The 20470-nt window shown below is 65.8% G+C and carries 12 protein-coding genes; 7 read left to right on the forward strand and 5 right to left on the reverse strand.

What is annotated here, in order from left to right; all coding sequences use genetic code 11:
* The first annotated feature begins 148 nt into the window (after positions 1 to 148).
* Both ABIE56_RS21680 and ABIE56_RS21685 read left to right on the forward strand, forming a co-directional pair.
* Positions 149 to 574, forward strand: coding sequence for a hypothetical protein (locus ABIE56_RS21680; RefSeq protein ID WP_429245886.1), 426 nt, complete (start codon positions 149 to 151; stop codon positions 572 to 574).
* Between the two features lie 121 nt (positions 575 to 695).
* On the forward strand, positions 696 to 1397 hold the full coding sequence (locus ABIE56_RS21685; RefSeq protein WP_429245887.1) for a pirin family protein: 702 nt from the start codon (positions 696 to 698) through the stop codon (positions 1395 to 1397).
* Between the two features lie 3 nt (positions 1398 to 1400).
* On the opposite strand, the gene ABIE56_RS21690 is transcribed toward ABIE56_RS21685, so the two are convergent.
* Complete coding sequence (locus ABIE56_RS21690) at positions 1401 to 3326, reverse strand: LTA synthase family protein (RefSeq protein ID WP_429245888.1); 1926 nt, start codon at positions 3324 to 3326, stop codon at positions 1401 to 1403.
* Positions 3327 to 3540: 214 nt separating this feature from the next.
* Here ABIE56_RS21690 and mprF point away from each other — a divergent pair, with 214 nt between their 5' ends.
* The 4 genes from mprF (at position 3541) to ABIE56_RS21710 (ending at position 7744) form a co-directional block, all read left to right on the forward strand.
* Positions 3541 to 6150, forward strand: coding sequence for a bifunctional lysylphosphatidylglycerol flippase/synthetase MprF (gene mprF, locus ABIE56_RS21695; protein ID WP_429245889.1), 2610 nt, complete (start codon positions 3541 to 3543; stop codon positions 6148 to 6150).
* The gene (locus ABIE56_RS21700) at positions 6147 to 6947 is read left to right on the forward strand and encodes an AcvB/VirJ family lysyl-phosphatidylglycerol hydrolase (RefSeq protein WP_429245890.1); all 801 of its coding nucleotides are present in this window, start codon (positions 6147 to 6149) and stop codon (positions 6945 to 6947) included. Before mprF ends, ABIE56_RS21700 begins: the two co-directional genes overlap by 4 nt.
* Positions 6948 to 7067: 120 nt before the next feature.
* A complete protein-coding gene (locus tag ABIE56_RS21705) occupies positions 7068 to 7241 on the forward strand; it encodes a hypothetical protein (protein WP_429245891.1) in 174 nt (57 codons plus the stop codon).
* 368 nt (positions 7242 to 7609) lie between these two features.
* Entirely contained in the window at positions 7610 to 7744 is a 135-nt protein-coding gene (locus ABIE56_RS21710; protein WP_429245892.1) for a hypothetical protein, read from the forward strand.
* Positions 7745 to 7747: 3 nt separating this feature from the next.
* Here ABIE56_RS21710 and ABIE56_RS21715 read toward each other — a convergent pair whose 3' ends face one another.
* Together ABIE56_RS21715 and ABIE56_RS21720 are read right to left on the reverse strand one after the other, a co-directional pair.
* The gene (locus ABIE56_RS21715) at positions 7748 to 8518 is read right to left on the reverse strand and encodes a transporter (protein WP_429245893.1); all 771 of its coding nucleotides are present in this window, start codon (positions 8516 to 8518) and stop codon (positions 7748 to 7750) included.
* 74 nt (positions 8519 to 8592) lie between these two features.
* Positions 8593 to 10803, reverse strand: a complete 2211-nt coding sequence (locus tag ABIE56_RS21720) for a glycoside hydrolase family 3 C-terminal domain-containing protein (RefSeq protein ID WP_429245894.1) — start codon at positions 10801 to 10803, stop codon at positions 8593 to 8595.
* Positions 10804 to 10952: 149 nt separating this feature from the next.
* Between ABIE56_RS21720 and ABIE56_RS21725 the strand changes: the two genes are divergently transcribed.
* On the forward strand, positions 10953 to 15224 hold the full coding sequence (locus ABIE56_RS21725; protein WP_429245895.1) for a DEAD/DEAH box helicase: 4272 nt from the start codon (positions 10953 to 10955) through the stop codon (positions 15222 to 15224).
* Between the two features lie 76 nt (positions 15225 to 15300).
* Here the strand turns inward: ABIE56_RS21725 and ABIE56_RS21730 are convergent, their stop codons facing one another.
* Positions 15301 to 17577, reverse strand: coding sequence for a beta-N-acetylhexosaminidase (locus ABIE56_RS21730; protein ID WP_429245896.1), 2277 nt, complete (start codon positions 17575 to 17577; stop codon positions 15301 to 15303).
* A 156-nt stretch (positions 17578 to 17733) separates the two neighbouring features.
* The gene (locus ABIE56_RS21735) at positions 17734 to 20466 is read right to left on the reverse strand and encodes a TonB-dependent receptor (RefSeq protein WP_429245897.1); all 2733 of its coding nucleotides are present in this window, start codon (positions 20464 to 20466) and stop codon (positions 17734 to 17736) included.
* Between the last annotated feature and the right edge of the window lie 4 nt (positions 20467 to 20470).

Raw genomic sequence — 20470 nt, forward strand, 5'->3', positions numbered from 1 at the left:
TTCCCATATGGGCAGCATTCGCCTAAAGGCAACCGTGTAGGGGAACGCCGGCACGATCCGTAGGCGCAGCACCCGCCGGCAGGGCCGGCCGTGGATCCGATACGTGGGCCGTGCTTCCCTTGAGTTCCCTCCAAGGAAGGACAAACCCATGTCACCGCTCCGCTCCCTATTCGCCCTGGCGCTGGCCATTCCCTCTGCCACCACGGCCGCAGAGGTGCAGACCGATCACTACTTCGCGGTGCAGACGGTGGATCCGGACCACGCTTCCGGTGAATTCATCGTGCGTATTAGCGAAACGGCACGCGCGAAGGCGTTCGCCCAGGCGGCACGACACGGGCAACCGTTGCGCATGACCAGCCGCATCGTCCAACGCCCGGCCGCATGGAACGCGGCGTGGCCGTTCTACACCGAGCGGCACCGGCTTATTTCCACCGAAACGCTGGTTTCCCGTTGCTCATCGCACGGGCCGGTGCAGGTCGCGCAAGTCATGGCCCGGGGTTCGAAGGTGCATGGCAGTGCATGGTGCCCGGCGGTTCGCGTCGTTCGCGAAATCGACCCACACGCGAACCACTGAGTCCATTTGATTCCCTGAGGAAACGATCCGTTCGGCCGGCCGATGCGCCGCAGCCCCCGGTGGAAGCGGAAAATACGCCCATCCACTCAACCATTCCGGTGAACACCGGGGGAGCATGAACATGATCGACATCCGCCGCTTTAACACCCTGGGTGGTGCCAACCACGGCTGGCTCGATGCGAAGCATCATTTCTCGTTCGCCTCGTACCACGACCCGAAGCGGATGGGCTGGGGCGCACTGCGCGTGTGGAACGATGACACCATCGCCGCCGGCACCGGCTTCCCGCCGCACCCGCATTCGGACATGGAAATCATCACCTACGTCCGCGAAGGCGCGATCACCCACGAGGATAGCCTGGGCAACAAGGGCCGCACCGAAGCCGGCGATGTGCAGGTGATGAGCGCAGGCACCGGGATCCGCCACGCCGAATACAACGCTGAGCCGAGTGACACCCGCATTTTCCAGATCTGGATCATCCCCGATGGCGAACGCAAGGCACCGTCGTGGGGCACCCGCCCGTTCCCCAAGGGCGAGCGCTCGGGGCGCTTCGTGACCCTGGCCAGTGGCTTTGAGGAGGATGCCGATGCCCTGCCGATCCGCACGGATGCCCGCGTGCTGGGCGCCAGCCTGAAGGCCGGTGAGACCACGGAGTACACGCTGGGCGAAGGCCGCTACGCCTACATGGTGCCGGCCGCCGGCGCCGTGGAGATCAATGGCGAGGCCCTGGGCAAGGGGGATGGCGCCGCCATCCGCGATGAGCGCGTGCTGCGCATCACCGCGAAGGAAGATGCTGAACTCGTCCTGGTGGACTCGGCGGCGTAATCGCTATTTACGCTTCATCAGGCCGTTGGTGAACAGGTAGGCCGCGGTCTGGTAGTAGGTGATCGCGTCCTTCGCATCCTTGTCGTTGAAGGTAGCCACCGGGGTCGCATCCCCGGTGGTTTCCTGCGGCAGCATTTCCTTCACCGGCTGGCGCGGCACCAACGATGACAGCACGCCACCATGCAGGTAGCCCAGTTCCTGGTAGGTGCTCAGGAACGCGCGCTCACGGCCCGGCTCCAGCTTGAACAGGTCGTAGCCGTAGAAGCGTGACGTGTAGCTGAAGTTGAGCATGCCCAGCAGCGTCGGCGGGATATCGATCTGGCTCATCAGGCGATCGACGCGGCCCGGCGCCACGTGTTTCGGCGAATAGATGTACAGCGGGATGTGGTAACGATCGACCGGCAGGCTGGTCTTGCCCGCGCTCGTCGCGCAGTGGTCGGCGGTGATCACGAAAATCGTGTCATCGAACCACGGCTTGGTCGCGGCGCGCTTCAGGAAATCGGCAATCGCCCAGTCGGTGTACTGCACGGCCGCACGGCGGGAGCCCTGCGGCAGCGGTACGCGCCCTGCCGGGAACGTGAACGGACGATGGTTCGACGTGGTCATGACATGGCCGAAGTACGGCTTGCCCTTCGCGTAGGCATCGTCCATGCGTTTCATCACCAGCGTGAACAGATCCTCGTCCGCCACGCCCCACACGTTCTCCGCATGGATGTCCTTGTCCGCGATGACGTTGCGATCGACGGCGTTGTAGCCGTTGCTCGCGAAGAAGTGGTTCATGTTGTCGAAGTAGCCGTAGCCGCCGTAGACGAACTCGGAGGTGTAGCCCTTCGCGTTGAACACATCGGCCAGCGACCACAAGCCTTCATTGCCAGGGCGCTTCACGATGGATTCGCCGGGCGTGGGCGGTACCGAAAGCGCCAGCGCCTCCAGGCCACGCACCGTGCGGGTGCCGTTGGCGTACAGCTCGGTGAAGAACAGGCTCTTCGATGCGAGCGCATCGAGGTTGGGCATCAGGTGCTTGTGCTTGCTGACCGACAGGCCTTCCACGTAATCGCCTGAAAGGCTCTCCACGCTGATCAGCACGATGTTGAGTTTCTTCTCCGGCCCCGCGTTCTCGATCCGGCGGGTGATGTCCATCGGGTCATCGCTGGTAAACGTCGCATCGGGGGTCTTGAGCAAGGTGCGCAGCTCGCCGAACGCCTGCTCCTTCGGCAACGAAGGGTAGTACTTGGCGTAATCCAGTTCGTTCTGGCGGAACGCGGCGAAGAACTCGTACGTGCCGTCGCCGGCCAGCTCGTTCATGTACTGGTTGCGCTGGCCATCCTTCATGGCCGCATCCACGCCGAAGCTCACCGCGACGGTAGCCACCAGCCAGCCAAGCACGACAAGGCTGCGGCCGCCGAAGCGTGAACCATCGTCACCCAGCGCCAGCTTGCGGCGGCTGAGCCAGATGATGCCCACGGCCAGCAGGGCGATCATCGTGATCCAGGTACCGATCGGGTAGGACTCCTGGATATTGCCGACCACCTCGTGGGTGTAGACCAGGTAATCCACCGCGATGAAGTTGAAGCGCGCACTGAACTCGCCCCAGAACACCAGCTCGGCGACGGCGACGAACAGCGTGGCAAAGGCCAGCACCCAGGCGAAGCCCAGGAAGATGCGCCGGCCCCAGACGGACATGGCCGCTCGCCGCGGCAGCAGCCACAGCACCAGCAGCATGGGCCAGCCCATGTAAATGAAGGTGACCAGGTCGTAGGCCAGGCCCACGCCGAAGACGTAAAGCAGGGCGCCCGGGGAGTGGGGCACATCCTTGCCGGTCTTGATCAGGAGGATAAGCCGGACCACGAAGGCCACAACCAGGAACAGGGCGCCGTACCAGGCCAGGGGCCGGAAGCGCTGGCGCAGCGCAGGGGAAACAGGATGCATGAGGCCTCGCGGACAGACAGGCTGGCGCGCACGCCCACCTTGTCATGGCAGCGTAAGAACCAGCGCTTACATGCTCCTTTCCCGAACCTTAGCGCCAGCTTTCGACGCGCCGGCCGAGGCGATGCAAATACGGCATGAACTTACTCCCTGCCGCCCCGGCGCGCTATGTGGCACCCTACACGACCTTACGAGCCAGACGTGGAGCCGCGGCACCGTGGAGCAAGCACCCAGCACGGAGCTGTCGCCTAACCAACCGCCCCTTGGCAAGCGCGCGCTTTACGCCAACCTGCTGCGCAGGGCGGGCGGCCCGCTGCTGTCGGTCGCCTTGCTATGCCTGGCCCTGTGGGCACTGCACCTCATGGCCAGCGAGGTCACGTACCGCCAGATCGGCAACTACGTGCACAACCTGCCCAACACCGATATCGGCCTGGCGGTTCTGCTGACCGGTGCCGGCTTTGCCGTGATGACGCTCTACGACTGGTTTGGCCTGGCCAGCGTGGGCAAACGGCTTCCGGCAAAACGCGTGGGGCTCATCTCGTTCATCAGCTATGCCTTCTCCAATGCGCTGGGCATGTCGCTGCTGGTGTCAGGCTCCATCCGCTATCGCTTTTACATCCAGGCGGGCCTGACCACGGGCGAGATCGCCCGGGTGGTGCTCTATACGACGCTGAGCTTCTGGCTGGGCCTCATGGCGCTCACCGGCGCCATCCTGCTGTTCGTGCCCATCCCGCCGGAAGTACCGCTCTCGGGGCTGCGTATCCCGCTGGCCATCGTGCTGTCTGCGGTGCCGCTGGCCTGGTTCGCCGTGGCCGTGTTCGTGCGCCGCCCCATCCGCATCTGGCGCTGGGCCATCAGCTCACCCACGCCGGCCGTGGCCGCACGGCAGATCCTGGTCGGCGCGCTGGACTGGGGCCTGGCCGCGGGTGTGCTGTACGTGCTCATGCCCGAGGCGATCGTCGGCGGCTTTGGCCACTTCCTGGCCATCTTCGTGCTGGCCCAGATGGCCGGCCTGATCAGCCACGTGCCTGGCGGCCTGGGCGTGTTCGAGGCGGTGATGCTGGCGGGCTTCGGCGCTACCGGGAACCACGGGCTGGAGGCACCGATCCTGGGCTCGCTGGCCGCTTACCGGGCCGTCTATTACCTGCTGCCGCTGTGCGTTGCCACGCTCATGGTGATCATCCGCGAGCTGCGCGCCCTGCGCCACGCCGCCCTGATCACGCCCTGGTTCTCCGGCCTGCTGCCACCGTTCTTCGCCGGGCTTACCCTGGTTTGCGGTGCGGTGCTGCTGTTCTCGGGGGCCACGCTGGCCATCCCGGGGCGCATGGAAATCCTGCGTGGCTTCGTGCCCTTGCCGCTGGTGGAGGTCTCGCACTTCCTGTCCAGCGTGGTCGGCATGTTGCTGCTGATCCTGGCGCGCGGCCTGCAACGGCGGCTTGATGCGGCCTACTGGCTGAGCCTGGTGCTGCTCATCCTGGGCGCGGTGCTGTCGATGCTGAAGGGCATCGACTATGAAGAGGCCACGTTGCTTACCCTGCTTGCGCTGGCCCTCGCGCCAGCGCACCGCCATTTCTACCGCCGGGCTTCGCTGTTCCGCGCATCGTTCTCGCCGGGCTGGGTCATCGCCATCGCGGCGGTGTTCGCCTGCGCCACCTGGCTGGTGTTCTTCAGCTTCAAGCACGTCGAATACAGCAACAACCTGTGGTGGGAGTTCAGCTTCCACCATGGTGGCGCGCCCCGCGCCTTGCGTGCCCTGGTGGGTGCCGCAGCGGTGGTCATGCTGTTCGCCCTGGCCAATCTCATTCGCCCCGCTCGCCCTCGCCGTGCCCGGCCCAGTGAGGCCGAACTGGCCCGCGCCATGCCGCTACTCAAGCAGTTCAGTTCGGCGCAGGCCCACCTCGCGCTGGTGGCGGACAAAACCCTCATGTTCGCCCCGGACGACCGCGCCTTCATCATGTACGACATCGAAGGACGCAGCTGGGTGGCCATGGGCGACCCGGTCGGCGAGGACGAGGGTGCGCGGCGTGAACTGGTCTGGACCTTCCGCGAGGAGTGCGAGCGTGCCGGCGGATGGCCACTGTTCTATCAGGTACGCCCGGAAGACCTGGATCTGTACCTCGAAGTGGGCATGAACCTGCTGAAGATCGGCGAGGAAGCCCGGGTGCGCCTGGAGACGTTCAACCTGGACGGCAAATCGAAGAAGACGTTGCGTGGCACGGTGAACAAGCTGTCGCGCGATGGCCTTCGCCTGGAGATCATCCCGGCCGAACAGGTGCCTGCGATCCTGCCAAGGCTTAAACTCATCTCCGATGCATGGATGCGCGACAAGAAGGTCCGCGAGAAGCGTTTCTCGCTGGGCCTGTGGGATGAGCGTTACCTCTCACGCACGCCCATGGCGGTGATCTGGCAGGGTGAAGAACTCGTCGCGTTCGCCAACATGTTCCTCACCGAGTCGAAGGAGGAGGCCTCCGTCGACCTAATGCGCCACCTGCCCGAAGGCCCTGCCGGCATCATGGATTTCCTGTTCATCGAGCTGATGTCGTGGGCGAAAGCTAACGGCTACCGCTGGTTCAACCTGGGCATGGCCCCGCTTTCGGGCTTGCAGAACCGCCGCACCGCGCCCCTGTGGAGCCGCTTTGGTGCCATGGTGTTTGGCCGCGGCGAGCGCTTCTACAACTTCCGTGGCCTGCACCGGTACAAGGACAAGTTCGATCCGGAGTGGGAGCCGCGCTACATCGCCGTGCCCGGTGGTATCGCGCTGCCGCTCGCGCTTGCCAACGTGGCCAGCCTTATCTCGGGCGGCCTGGGTGGGGTAGTGCGGCGGTGAGGAAAGTCGTTCGGAACGTCGCCTTCGTGGTTATCGCGCTGGTGCTCGGCGGCCTGCTGGCGTGGCACCCGTGGACGCGGGCCTCGCTCGAGAGTGCAACGGTCGAGCTGCCCGCGCTGAAGGCACCGCCCACCGGCGAGGAAGACCTCATGGTGGTGATCTATTCCGGCGATGGCGGCTGGTGGGATCTGGACCAGCGCCTGGGCGCGGTGTTCACCCAGCGCGGCATCCCCGTGGTGGGGCTCAGCACGTTCAAGTACTTCTGGCGATACCGTGCGCCGGAGGAATCCGCGCACGACCTGGACACGCTGCTGGACAAGTACACGAAGCAGTGGGGGAAAACCCGCATCCTGCTCGTGGGTTACTCCTTCGGTGCCGATGTGCTCCCCACCCTGGTGGGCAAGCTGCGCCAGGACAACCGCAACCGGTTGTCCCAGCTGGTGCTGCTGTCGGCCAGCCGTGACGTGAACTTCGAGATCGAGCTCGAGGGTTACATGCAGCAGGGCTGGTGGACCACGCATACGCACAACCTGCTGCAATGGCTGAACCCGGTTGTGCATTACGACGCCATGCCCCCGATCCGGGCCCTGGCCGGCAAGCCGCCGATGGCCTGCTATTACGGGGGTGAGGATGCCGCCGATAGCGGCTGCACCGACCCCAACCTGCCCCCGTTCGTTACCGTGTACAAGAAACCGGGCTCTCATCACTTTGATGAAGACTACGAACGGCTGGCGACGGAACTGATTTCCCGGATGCCGCCGCGGCCACTGGCGCCCAACGCGTCGACGCCGCCTTAACGCGATCTGGCCGAATCCGCGTGTGAAAGGCTGTCACTGAAAATTCACCGCATTGCCACCGAAATTTTCGTCTCCCGCGCCCACTCTGGCCCTTCGGGCGGGACCTGCAGGAGACCAGCCATGCAACGACGAGAACCGGGAAAGCGCGACTACGGCACTTCGGATGCCGCCGCGCTGCGTTCACTCGCCAGCCGCGGCATTCCCGTCCCGCCACAGGACCGCCCGGCACCGCGGCCGGTCAATGTGCGCCAGCAACCGGAGCGCCCGCGCAGGCCGACGCCGTCGCCAGCCTGAACGAAAGGCATGCGCCCATGCGCCGAACGGCACATCAGGCCTATTTTTAAGAATCCTCCTATATCCGCGGGCGAGCGGCCTACGTAAGACTTAGGCCCGTGCCCGGCCGCTATCCGTCGGGCACGCCAATCGCCGATGACCGATCCGACGGCAGGATGCCGTCCGTCCCTAGCGCCAGGATCGATCCCCCCCTTCATCGGCGGTAACGCCGCGCCGGCTACGCCGGGCCGCGTAAGGGTGGCTCGCCACCAGACCCAGGGACGGTCACCATGGCCCTCCGCGTGAGCGCGAGGGCCATGTCTTGATGGGGCGGCGGCCCCCGGCGCCGTTACAATCGCCCGATGGGCTGCTTACCACTTCCGATCTTCATGCTGCTTGGCTGCGGCATTGGCTGGCTGGCCGGCGAGAAAGCCGGTTCGATCTACGGCGCCGGCATCGGCCTTGTGATCGGTGCCGTGCTCACCGTGATGCTGTTCCGGGCCATGCGCAAGGGCAACCGCTAAGCGCTACCGGGTGTGGCCGAAGAACATCGATACACCCAGGCCACCGAGCATCGACGGGCCATGCCGGCCGATGCGATGTAGCGCGTACGCATCCAGCTGCACGTGGTCGCCGATGCTGTACGCCACGCCGCCGCCCGCCTGCAGCTCGTTGCCGTCATCGGCATCGTGGATCGCGTCCGCCTCTACGTAGGCCATCCAGTTTTCGCCGATCTTGCGGCCGAATGTCGGCGCCAGCGTCCAGGTGTTACGGCCCTTCAGCCGGTCCACGTTCGCGTAAAGCGTGTTCTGCGCCTTGTCGTCCGGCTTCCACTGCAACGTGGTGCCCAGGCTGTACTGCTTTGCGCCGTTGCCGAAATCCTCGTCACCGTTCGCGAACGTGACTTCGCCCAGCGCGGCCCAGCTGAAGGCGCCATCGGCGTCGGTGCCCGCCGGGGCGTACTTCATGGCCAGGCTGGTATCGCCGTGGCCTACCGCGTGGCGGCGCGAGCCTTGCCCGCGCTCCTCGAGGCGGTTCCACGCCGAGCCGCCCACCTGCAGCTCCACGGGGCCGCCAGTACCGATGCGTATGACGCTGTCGGCGGTGTAGGTACGGTCGAGGAAGCCATCCGCGCGCTGGCGTTCGTAGGTCGGCACGCCTTGCTCCCACGCCACCGTACCGGCAGGCAGCACGCTGGTGGCGAAGCCTGCACCGGGGCGGTCGAAGTCAGGCGGATCGGCCAGCGCGACGGCAGGCGCAAGAAGAAGGAGGGCGGCGAGAGTGGGGCGCAGGTTCATGCGGCGCATTGTGACAACCCGCGGCGTCGCCGTGGCGCGAAGGACCCCGCGCGCCACGGCGTGACCCTACAGGGTTACGGGGCTTTGACGACCGGGAAGCTCTCCGGCAGCGCCAGCGTTGCATCGCCTGCGAAATCTTCCGCCGAGCGGCCGAGCTTCAGCTGGTAGTTGCCGGCCGCGACACGCCAGCGCTTGCCGGCATCATCCCAGCGCGCCAGCGCCAGCGGCTCCAGCGGGATATCCACACGGCGGCTGTCACCCGGCTTCAGCGTCACCTTGGACCAACCGGCGAGGCGGCGCGTGCCGCCATCGGGGCCCGTGACGTACACCTGCGGCACATCGGCACCTGCCACCTTGCCGGTGTTCTTCACCGTCACGTGGGCCACGGCGCGGCCATCCTTGTCCTTGTCGACGCCGAAGCCGCTGTAGTCGAACGACGTATAGGTCAGGCCATAACCAAAGGCGAACAGCGGCTGGCGCTTGGTCTTCTCATACCAGCGGTAGCCGACATCCGCGCCTTCGATGTTGTAATCGATCGTATCAGCCGGTTTTTCCTTGCTGTTGAGGCCGGCACCCTGGACCGTGGCACGCGGGAGCTGCGATTCGTCCTTCGGCCAGGTCAGGGGCAGGCGGCCACCCGGGGCCACGTCACCGTAAAGCAGGCGCGCAATCGCTTCGCCACCGCCCGAGCCCGGGTACCACGCCTGCATGACCGCGCCGACCTGATCGAGCCAGGGCATCTTCACTGGGCCGTTGGTCTCCAGCACCACGATGGTCCGCGGGTTGGCCTTGGTCACGGCCGCGACGAGGGCGTCCTGGTTATCCGGCAGGGAGAGGTCCGGCGTGTCGAACGATTCGGCCGCCCATTTAGTTACGAACACCACGGCCACATCCGCACCCGCCGCCGCCTTCGCTGCCGCCGCCGGATCGGTACCCGCATCGAAGGTGACCTTGCTGGCACGCTTGCCGATGAACGTGAGAGGCGCCGAGGCGTGGTACTTCACCGGGCCCGGCCAGCCAGTGGGCTCAAGGCCAGGCACCGGATCGCCATCCACGTCACTCACCGCCGAGGAACCGCCGCCGGCGAGTACACCCTTGTCGGCGTGACCGCCGATCACGGCTACGGACTTGCCCTTGGCCAGCGGCAGCAACCCGCCTTCATTGCGCAGGAGCACCGCACCCGCTTCCAACGTCGTGCGCGCCACCACGCGGTCCGCTTCGTACGGCACCTTGGCCGCCTTCACCGGTACCGGGTTATCGATCACGCCGTGGACGAAGAAGCTGCGCAGGATGCGCCTGGCCATGTCATCCAGGCGCGCCTTGCTCACCTCGCCCTTGGCCACCGCCTCGCGCAGCGGCTTGTCGAAGAACACCTCGGCATCGAACACCTCGCCGGCGGACTGCTGGTCCAGGCCTGCGTTGGCCGCCTTGGCCGCGCTGTGCGCGCCGCCCCAATCGGACATGACCCAGCCCTTGAAGCCCCACTCCTGCTTCAACACCTGGTTGAGCAGCCAGTCGTCCTCGCCGGAATAGGTGCCGTTGACGCGGTTGTAGGCCGACATGACCGAGCCGGGGTCGCCATGGGCGATGGCCAGCTGGAACGCGAGCAGGTCGGATTCGCGCAGGGCGACCGGGTTGATCTCGGAGCTAATCGTGTTGCGGCCCGACTCGATATCGTTGGCGGCGAAGTGCTTCACCGTGGCGATCACCTTCTGCTCCTGCACGCCCTTCACGGTGGCGCCCACCATCAGGCCGGTGAGCACCGGGTCTTCGCCGGCGTATTCGAAGTTACGGCCGTTGCGCGGATCGCGCACGAGGTTGGCGCCGCCCGAGAGCAGCACGTTGTAGCCCTTGCCTCGCGCTTCGCCGCCGATCATGCGGCCGCCTGCCTGGGCCACGGCGGGATCGAAGCTGGCGGCGGTGGCAAGACCGGCGGGGAGCGACACCGCGCCAGAGTTATCGACGCCCGGGCGAGTCACGCCCAGGCCGGCATCGGTCTCCTGGATGGCGGGCAGGCCAATCCGCGGCATGGCCGGGATGAAGCCGGCGTTGCCCAGCGCGCCCTCGGGCTGCGGATGCTTGTCGCTCTTCATGCCGAAATCCGTACGGATCAGGCGATATTTCTCATCGTCCGTCATCGCGGCGACCATCAGTTCCGCGCGCTTGTCGGCGGACAGCGAGCGATCCATCCAGGGATGGGCCGGCGGTGTGGCGGCGGCAACGGTGCCGGCAAGGCCAGCGGTGATGGCGAAGGCGAGGGCGGTGCGGCGAGCGGTATCGACCATGATGGAGCATCCGTGGGTTAACGAAACGCCCCACCTTGTTCCAGTAACGGTTTCATCGCAACTGGCGAGACGCATCCGGTGTACCTTCGCAGCTTGTCGGTGGCGCCCTGCGCCCCCATCTATGTCATTGAATGAATTCACAAACGTCAATGCCACTCAGCGCGTTTCATCCGGCCGTTTCCGCGTGGTTCGCAGCCACCTTCCCGGCGCCCACGGAGGCGCAGGTGGCGGCGTGGCCCGCCATCCGTTCGGGCCAGCACACCCTGGTGGCGGCACCGACCGGTTCGGGCAAGACGCTCACCGCATTTCTCTCCGCCATCGACATGCTGGTGCGCGTGGGCGTGGAAGAGGGTGGGCTGCGCGATCGCACCACCATTCTTTACGTCTCGCCACTGAAGGCGCTGTCCAACGACATCCGGATCAACCTGGAAGCCCCGCTGGCGGGCATCCGCCAGGAACTGCGCAAGCAGGGCCTGCCCGATGTGGAGATCCGCACGGCGGTGCGCACGGGCGATACGCCCACGGCCGATCGCGAACGCATGCGCAAGCGGCCACCGCACATCCTGGTCACCACCCCCGAATCGCTCTACGTGCTGCTGGGCTCGGAGTCGGGCCGCGCCATGCTGCGGAACATCCGCGAAGTCATCGTGGATGAAATCCATGCCGTGGCCGCCAGCAAACGTGGCAGCCATATGGCGGTATCGCTGGAGCGACTCGAAGCGCTGGCCCAGCGCCGGCTCGTGCGCATCGGCCTGTCCGCCACGCAGAAACCGATTGAAAAGGTGGCCGCGTTCCTCACCGGCGGCGACGCGTGCGCCATCGTCGATATCGGGCATGCCCGCAAGCGCGACCTCGCGCTTGAAGTGCCGCCCGTGCCGCTGGAAGCGGTGATGTCGAACGACATGTGGGAGCTGGTCTACAACCGGCTCGGTAACCTGATTGAGCAGCACCGCACCACGCTGGTGTTCGTGAATACGCGGCGCATGGCCGAACGCGTGTCGCGGCATCTCTCCGAGCGATTGGGCAACGAAGCCGTCACGGCGCATCACGGCAGCCTTTCCCGCGAGCAACGCCTGGATGCGGAGCAGCGGTTGAAGGCCGGCTCGTTGCGCGCGCTGGTCGCCACGGCCTCGCTGGAACTGGGCATCGATATCGGCGATGTCGACCTGGTCTGCCAGATCGCCTCGCCCCGTTCCATCGCCGCGTTCCTGCAACGCGCCGGCCGCGCCGGCCATGCCGTGGGCGGCACGCCCAAGGCGCGGCTATTCCCCACCTCGCGCGATGACCTGGTGGAATGCGCGGCGCTGCTCGATTGCGTGCGCCGTGGTGAACTGGATGCGCTGATCATGCCGCACCAGCCGCTGGACGTGCTGGCGCAGCAGATCGTGGCCGAGGTGGCGTGCCAGGAATGGGACGAAGACGCCCTCTATGATCTGATCCGGCGCGCGTACCCGTTCCGCGAACTCAAACGGGAATCGTTCGACGAAGTCGTGCGCATGCTGGCCGATGGCTTCAGCACCCGCGTGGGCCCACGCGGGTCGTACATTCACCGCGATGCGGTGAACAAACGCCTGCGCGAACGGCGCGGCGCGCGACTCACGGCGGTCACCTCGGGCGGCACCATACCCGAGACCGGCGATTACAACGTTCTGCTCGAGCCGCAGTCCACCATCGTGGGCACCGTGAACGAGGATTTCGCGATCGAAAGCCTCGCCGGTGATGTATTCCAGCTGGGCAACCGCTCCTACCGCATCCTGCGCGTGGAGATGGGCCGGTTGCGCGTGGAAGATGCACAGGGCGCGCCGCCGAACATTCCGTTCTGGCTGGGTGAGGCCCCGGGGCGTACTGACGAGCTGTCGGTCGGCGTCGCCCGGTTGCGCACCGAGCTTAGCGGGCAATTCGACGAAGGCGGCCGTGAAGCCGGCCTCGCCTGGCTCATGTCCGAACTCGGCATGACGAAGGCGGCGGCCGAGCAGATCGTGGACTACCTGTTCCGCGCCCGCGCGGCGCTGGGCGCGTTGCCTACGCGCGATACGCTGGTCATGGAGCGCTTCTTCGACGAGTCCGGCGGCACCCAGCTGATCATCCACACGCCGTTCGGGAGCCGGATCAACAAGGCCTGGGGTCTGGCGCTGCGCAAGCGCTTCTGCCGCAAGTTCAATTTCGAGCTGCAGGCCGCGGCGACCGAAGACGCGATCATCCTGTCGCTTTCCACCAGCCACAGCTTCCCGCTGGAGGAAGTCTCGCGCTACCTGCACTCGGCGAGCGCCGAGCACGTGCTGGTCCAGGCGCTGCTCGATGCGCCGCTATTTGGCGTGCGCTGGCGCTGGAACGCCACGACCGCGCTGGCCCTGCCGCGTTTCACCGGCGGCAAGAAGGTGGCGCCGCAGTTGCAACGGATGAAGAGCGAGGACTTGCTGGCGACGGTATTCCCCGACCAGGTCGCCTGCCAGGAAAACATCGTGGGCGAACGCGAAGTGCCGGATCACCCGCTGGTGAACCAGACCCTCGACGATTGCCTGCACGAAGCGATGGATACCGAAGGTTGGCTGGCCGTGCTGCGTGGCATGGAGGGTGGCAGCATCCGCGTGATCGCACGCGACCTGGCCACGCCCTCGCCGCTCGCCGCCGAGGTACTCAGTGCCGCGCCCTACGCCTTCCTCGATGACGCGCCGCTGGAAGAGCGCCGCACGCAGGCCGTGCAATCGCGTCGCTGGAACGAGGCGGAAAGCGCGGATGACCTGGGCCGGCTCGACGTCGATGCGATTGCCTCGGTGCGTGAGGAAGCATGGCCGGAGGCGCGTAGTGCAGACGAGATGCACGAGGCGCTGATGCAACTCGGTGCCGTTACGCCCGATGAAGCGCGCGATAACGGCTGGGCGAAGCTGCTGCAGGCACTCGCGAAGGATGCGCGTGCCACGCTGCTTTCGACCGGCAGCACGTCGTTGTGGGTTGCGGCGGAGCGTTTGCCCGCGTGGCAAGCGATTCACCCCGCGGCTGGCATGCAACCCGCCATCGCCGCACCCGCGGAGTACGCGGCACAGTCGTGGACGCGCGAGGCCGCCCTCGTCGACATCGTGCGCGGCCGCCTGGGTGGCCTTGGCGTGGTGGAAGAGCACAGCATCGTACCGACGCTTGGCGTCGACGCCATGGATGTGTCCCTCGCCCTCGCTGCGCTGGAAAGCGAGGGCTATGTCATGCGCGGGCCATTCTCGCCCGGTAGCAGGCTCACCGAGTGGTGCGAACGCCACCTGCTGGCGCGCATCCATCGCTACACCATCGGCCGGCTGCGCCGCGAGATTGAACCGGTGGCGCCACGCGACTTCATGCGCTTCCTGCTCGATTGGCAGCACGTGACGCGTGCGACGCAGGTGGCGGGCCCCGATGCGCTGGCGGGTGTCATCGGCCAGCTCGAGGGTTTCGAGGCCGCCGCCGGTGCGTGGGAATCTGAGCTACTGCCCTCGCGCGTGAACGACTACAGCATCGGCTGGCTGGATGACTTGTGTCGCGCGGGCCGCGTTGTATGGAGCCGCCTGCGCCTTGGCACCGGCAGCGGTGGCCCGGTGCGTACCACGCCCATCGTGTTGCTGCCACGCCGGCAACTGCCCGTGTGGTCCGCGGCGGCGCCGGCCATCTCTGATGCATTCAAGCTTTCTTCGCGCGCTGAAGCGGTGGAGGAAGCGCTCCGCGATGAGGGTGCGCTGTTCTTTGATGAACTCGCCACGATCACGCGCCTGCTGCGCACGGAGCTTGAAGATGCGCTGGGCGAGCTGGTGGCGGCGGGACGGGTCACGGCCGATAGTTTTGCCGGCCTGCGCGCGCTGCTACTGCCTTCCGCCAAGCGCAACAACGGGCATGCGCGGCGCACGCGTCGGCATATGCTCAGCGGTATCGAGGATGCCGGCCGCTGGGCGCTGGCCCGCCGCCCGCGCGAAGCGCGCAACGATGCCGATGGCCTGGAACATATCGCCCGCACGCTGCTGCGCCGCTACGGTGTGGTGAGCTGGCGCATCCTGGAGCGCGAGGCAGCCTGGCTCCCCGCATGGCGTGATCTGCGCCGGGTCTACCACCGCCTTGAGGCACGCGGCGAAATCCGCGGCGGCCGCTTCGTGGATGGCCTGGTCGGCGAACAGTTCGCGTTGCCGGAGGCGCTGACGGCGCTTCGGCAGATCCGCCACCGCGAACACGATGGCGAGATCGTCTGCATCGCCGGTAACGATCCGCTGAACCTGATCGGCGGCATCGTGGCGGGAGCGAAGGTTCCGGCGAACATTGGCAACCGCATCGCGATTCGCGATGGCATTCCGCTGGCGGCGATGGTGGCGGGCAAGTTCGTGGTGTTGGGTGAGCTTCCACCCGATGAGGAGCGTGAGGCGCGCGCGGCGTTGCAGCGCCGCGCGGATATGCGCGTTCCCGCCTGATTGACGTTGATTGCGTGCAAGCACGCTCCTACACGTCCTGCGCAGACCTGTAGGAGCGCGCTTGCGCGCTATGTTCCTATCGCAACTGCACGTCGCCGATGACCCAGAACGTCGACGGCCCCGGCTTGCCCGTGATCAGGATGCACAGGTCGTGCGTGCCCTCGCGCTTGGGCAGGATGCCATCGAGCACCGCCGGGCCACCCTTGGCCTTGGCCAGCGGGATGGTCGTGAGCTTCGGGCCGTCGCAGGTGTCCTGGTGGATCTCGATCTCGCCATCGCGCGATTTGGCCTTGCGCGACACGATGCCGGCGGTGTCCTTCCACAGCGCGTAGTTGAACGGCAGCTGGTTCACGCTGATGGCGACACCGTAGCGGCCATCCAGCTTCACGTCCTTCCACGTCCAGCAGGTGTCCATGATGTCCACCTTGTAGACCGGGCGCACCCCATCGATCAGCGTGGGCGATTCCACGCGTACCGGCAGCTTGCTGCTGCACAGGCCGAGCTGATCGCTGCTATGGCGCAGTAGCGACTTCGCATCGATGGTTTCCGACCGCGGGCCGGAGAGGCCAAAGCCGTTGGCGAACGTGATCGCCTGCACGGTGGACGGCAGCGACACCTCGAAGGGCGCGGTGTATTCCGGCGACTGCGCCGTCGGCGGCGTGCCATCGGTGGAGTAACGGATCTTGCCGAAGCCGGTCTGGCTCGACAGGCTCACCATCGCCTTGTCGTTACCTGCGGCCTTCGCATCGATCGAAACCGCGAACGCGCTATCCGCCGGCATGATGCCGGCCGCGCGGTAGCGCGAGAACTGCGCAGGCAGGCGGGTAAGGAACCCGTTCCAATCCGGGATCGGCGTCCATGTACGCTCGGCCAGGGCGGCCATGCGCGGGAACAAGGCATGCTGCACACGCTGCCAGTTGGGCTGGTACTCGGTGAACAGGGTGATCTGCTCGCCCAGCACATGGCTGGCCTTGTCCGCCGGGATACCTTCGGGCACGGGCTCGAACTTGTAGACGCTTTCGAGTGACTGGATGTTCGGACGGCCGGCAGGCTCATCGGCCATGCTCGACTGCAGGTAATCCATGTAGAGGTTGGGCGATGGGGCCATCACCACGTCGTGGCCCGCATTCGCGGCCTTGATCGCGCCCTTGGTGCCGCGCCATGACATGACGGTGGCGCTGGCCGGCACCTTGCCATCGAGAATCTCGTCCCAACCGATCAGGCGGCGGTGATGCTGCTCCAGGTATTCACCGATACGGGCGACGAACCAGCCCTGCATCTTCTCTTCATCGGTAATGCCCAGCGATTTCATCTTCGCCTGCACCTTGGGCGAGTGTTCCCACTCGTCCTTGGCTGCTTCATCGCCGCCCACGTGGATATACGTGGAGGGGAAGACGTCCATCACTTCGTCGAGCACATCTTCCAGGAAAGTGAAGGTGCCATCGTCGACGTTGAACAGCGCCGTGTTGACGCCCCAGTCTGCCGAGACCGTATGCTTCTTGCCGGCGCCGAACTGCGGGTAGGCCGCCACGGCGGCTTGCGCATGGCCGGGCATTTCGATCTCGGGCACCACGGTGATGTGGCGCTCGGCGGCGTACGCCACGATCTGCTTTGCTTCTTCCTTGGTGTAGAAGCCGCAATAGGGCTTGCCGGCACCACCGGTGAGGGCGATATCCGGGCCCACCGGCGTGCGGCACGAGGCCACGTCGGTCAGCTTGGGGTACTTCTCGATCTGCAAACGCCAGCCCTGGTCATCGGTGAGGTGCCAGTGGAAGGTATTGAGCTTGTGCATGGCCATCTGGTCGAGCAGATGCTCGATCTCGCTGACCGACTGGAAGTGGCGGCTGGAATCGAGCATGAGGCCGCGCCATTCGAAGCGCGGCTTGTCGACGATATGGACACCGGGAAGGCCGTTCTGGGCGCCAGGGTCGGTAGCGAGCTGCCACAGGGTGACCGCGCCGTAGAACAGGCCGGTTTCATCGTTGGCCGCAATGCGCACGCCCTTGTCATCCACATCGAGCGCGTACGCCTCGATGCCCTTCACCGAGGCTTCGGTGTGCAGCCAGATGGTGCCTGTACCCGGTTTGCCTTCCACGATGGGCAGGGTGAAGCCGCGCGCCTGGCGCAGCCAGCCCTGCAGCTGGGTGGCCACCTTTTTCGCCTGGGTATCCCCAGCGGCGGTGGCGATCTTCGTGGAAGCATCGATGCGGAAGTGGCCCGGCACGCGGGTCAGCTGGGCAGGCATAGGGATCAGCGAGAGCGGCGTCGTATCGACGGGGGCGGTGGTCTGCCTCGGCTGGCTGGCACAGGCGGCTAGGCCAGTGGCCATGGCGAGGAGGAGGATACGGCGCATCAAGAGCTCCATCGTGGACTTCGCGAGGGTCCGATTGTGTCCGGTATGGCGCAGCAAAAAAAGCGGGCCCGGCTAGGGAAGTGTCGGGCCCGTGGGGAATGGTGCTTCGAGGGTTATGTGCGGCCATCCGTGGCCGCCAAGCCATGACGCAAACGCTTAGAGGTCGAAGTGCACCGAGGCCATGTAACGACGGCCGGTGGTGTACTTGGCAACCGGCAACGACGTAACGGTCAGGTACTGCTTGTATTCCTCGTTCGTCAGGTTCATGCCAGCGAGCGTGAACGAGACGTTCTTGTTGAGCTTGTAGCCGATGGTGGCACCCAGGTCGCCGTAATCGGCCGTGGTGGCCGGCGGCGCACCGGCGATGTAACCGCCGGCGAGGTACTTGCTGCGCCAGTTGTACGTGATGCGGGCGCTGAACGGGCCCTGCTCGTAGTACGGGCTGAGCGAGTAGGCGTTCTTCGAGTTGTACGGCAGCGAACCACCGGAATCGAGCGTGCCCTTGGCATACGTGTAGCTTGCGGTCATGCCGAAGCCCGTATCCCAGAACGCCTGCTGGTAGCTGAGCGTGCCGCCACGAACCTTGCCGGCGCCGGTATTGCGCGGACGGCTGATCGAGTACTCGCAGAAGCCATCCGGCGAGCACAGGCCCTGGGCTACCTGGCGAGCGAACGTGGTCGGGTCGTTGACCAGGCCCGAGTTGTAGAGCAGTTCGTTGGCCGAATCGACAACGGTGTAGTTGTCGATCTTCTTGTAGAAGCCGGTCAGCGCCAGGTACGACTGCGGCGCGAAGTACCACTCCGCCGAGGCCGAGTAATTCTTCGAGCTGTAGTCCTTCAGGTTCGGGTTGCCGCCCGAGCCGGTCAGCACCGAATCGTTGAGGAACAGGTTGTTCACCTGCATGTTGTACGGCGGGCGCGCGATCACCTTGGCGGCGGCGGCACGCAGCACGATATCGTCGGTCAGGTCGTACGCCACGTTCAGGCTGGGCAGCCAGTTCTTGGTGGTGCGCGACGAGGTCTGCCAGGAGCCCGGGGGTGCCGGCAGCACCGGGGCGCCGCTGTAGTTGAAGCCGGTGCCGTCGGTCTTGGTATCCACATAGCGGATACCAAAGTTGCCGTGGAAGCCACCGCCGGCGAAGTTCGCCTGCAGATAGGCCGCATTGGTCTTCTCGACCAGCTTGTACGTACCATTCAGGTAGGTACCCGGGTCTTCGTTGCCGCCGTTGGTGTTGCGCACCCAGGCGTACTGGGCATCGCGATCGGGCATGACGTGGCTGGCCGAGCCGTCGAGGCCATTCAGCGCATCGAGCGTATCGGTGTAGCCGCCAAAACCGAGCGCCGCCAGGTTGGTCGGATCGTTACCGCCGTAGACGTGGGCGTTCATGCCCTCTTCGTGGCGGTTCCAGCGGTAACCCACCGCCACTTCGTTGATGAACGAATCGAAGAACTTCGAGAAGTCCAGCTGCGCATACGTGTCACGCGAGTGCGCGGAGTACGAGCCGTAGTTGCCGGGCCAGCCACCCAGGCCATCCACGTCACCCATGTGCCAGTTGGCCGGGTCACGGGCAGCGGCGGGGCTGTCGAAGTTGAAGCCCTTGTTGATATCCCAGGTATAGCCACCGGCGTACACCGGCTCCATCACGGCCTGCGAGATGTTGTCGTTGATCGCCTTGCTGTAACCGGCGGCGCCGGCCAGCTGCCAGCCATCACCGTGGAAGGTGGACTTCAGGTCATGCGCAACCGTGCGCACCACCGACTTGCGGATGTTGCTGTCGAACGTGCCCTGTGCGATAGCCGGGCAGGTCGGATCATCGTTGCCGCAGACATGGCCACCGGTGACCACGCCGTTCGGGCCCTGGTTAAAGCTGGTGACGTTACCCGGCGTGGCGCCGGTGAACGGGTACAGCGACTGGTTCCAGTTATCGAAGTTCTCGCGGACGAACAGGTTGTTGAACTCGAGGTCCCAATTGTCCGTCGGGCGCAGCTGGAAGCCGAGCGTCGCGGTATCGCGCTTGCGCTTCTGCTGGAACCAGGCGGAGTTGACCTCATCGGGCACCTTCGCGTTCGGATCGAGCGAACCGTTGGCGATGCCGGCGGCCACGGCCGGGCTGGAAGCCCATTTGGATACCGGGCTGTAGCTGAAGATTTCGAAGCCCTGGCGGTCGATCTTTTCCTCGTAATGCTGGATCGAGGTGATCACGCCGAAGGTGCTGGAATCGTTCTTCCAGCTGTACAGCGCCGAGCCGTTCGGGCGCACGCCCGGGGTGGCCTGGTCGTTGTAGTTCAGGCCGAACGAACCACGGATGGTGTTGGCCGGCAGGTCGAGCGGTTCAAGCGTGTGCAGCAGCACGGTGCCGCCCAGGCTGCCTTCGGTCAGGCGGGCTTCGGGCGACTTGTAGACTTCCAGGCGGCCGACGATTTCCGGGGCCAGCATGGTGAAGTCGAAGCCGCGGTTCGGCTGCGCGCCGTACTGCCACGGGGTCTGCGACACCGGCTGGCCGTTGAGGAACGTGAGGTTCAGGCTGGGATCGGTGCCATCGATCGACACGCGGTCGCCCTGGCCGAACTGGCGATCGATGGTGACGCCCGGGATCTGCGTCATCGCTTCGGCGACGTTCGTGTTCGGGAACTTGCCGATATCTTCGGCCGTGACGGCTTCGACGATGGCGTCGGCATTGCGCTTGGTATCGAGCGACTTCTCGAGGCTGGCGCGGATGCCGGTAACGGTGATGCCCTCGAGCTGGGCTGCCTTGGCAGCGTCAGCTTTCTGCTGGGCGGTCTGCGTCTTCGTGGTGTCCGTCGACGCATCCTGCGCGGCGACAACGCCCGTGAAACAACAGAGTCCGGCGATAATGCTCGCCGTGAGCAGATTCCTACGATGCGACATGGTG

The sequence above is a fragment of the Luteibacter sp. 621 genome (assembly GCF_050435445.1).
Classification (GTDB): Bacteria; Pseudomonadota; Gammaproteobacteria; order Xanthomonadales; family Rhodanobacteraceae; genus Luteibacter.